This window comes from Amycolatopsis sp. cmx-4-61, from assembly GCF_046548775.1.
In the GTDB taxonomy this organism is placed as follows: Bacteria; Actinomycetota; Actinomycetes; order Mycobacteriales; family Pseudonocardiaceae; genus Amycolatopsis.
Genome location: NZ_JAEBEI010000071.1, coordinates 1 through 713 on the forward strand (window position 1 = coordinate 1; position 713 = coordinate 713).

A 713-nucleotide genomic window follows, 5' to 3' on the forward strand; every position below is an offset into this window, starting at 1 on the left:
GGCGGTTCCTCGACATCGGCTCCGGCATTCCCACGGAGGCGAACGTGCACGAGGTTGCGCAAAGCGCCGCACCGGAGGCGCGAGTGGGGTACGTCGACAAGGCCCGACCGCTGTCGCGCACAGCGAATTATTGTTGGCCGACAACGACCTCGCCACGGTGGTGCACGCCGACATGCGCGACCCCGAGTGGATCCTGGACCACCCGGAAACCCGTCGGCTGCTGGATTTCGACCAACCCATCGGGATGTTGGTGCTGATGATGCGGGGCTGCCCAGACTTCGGTTGACACCGGGGCTGACTGTTTCTCAGGCCGCTGCTGCGGTCGTGTAGATGGTCTCAAACTCGACCGGGGTGAGCTTGCCCAGGGCGCGTAGGCGACGTTTACGGTGGTACTTCGTCTCGATCCAGGACACGATCGCCAACCGCAGTTCCTCCCGGGTGCGCCAACGCCGAGTGTCGAGAGCGTTCTTTTGCAGCAACGAAAAGAACGATTCCATCGCGGCGTTGTCACCGCACGCCCCGACCCGGCCCATCGACCCGGCCAGCCCCTGGCTGCGCAGCAGGCGCCGGTAGGCCACCGACCGGAACTGGGCGAGTTCAATCGGTCGATGCAACACCGGGTTGTTGCAGTGAGCGTAGCTGCTCGGCGAAGACTTCGGCCGGGGTTCGCCAGTCGAGGATCTTGCGGGGCCGGTTGTTGATCGTGTGAGCGA

Annotated in this window: 2 pseudogenes; one reads left to right on the forward strand and one right to left on the reverse strand. The window is 64.8% G+C overall.

The features are described 5' to 3' along the window. Positions 1 to 262 (forward strand): annotated as a pseudogene (locus ACLJOU_RS46950) (SAM-dependent methyltransferase); the annotation flags it as partial. 43 nt (positions 263 to 305) lie between these two features. Here the strand turns inward: ACLJOU_RS46950 and ACLJOU_RS46955 are convergent. Then, positions 306 to 593, reverse strand: a pseudogene (locus ACLJOU_RS46955) (integrase core domain-containing protein); the annotation flags it as partial. Between the last annotated feature and the right edge of the window lie 120 nt (positions 594 to 713).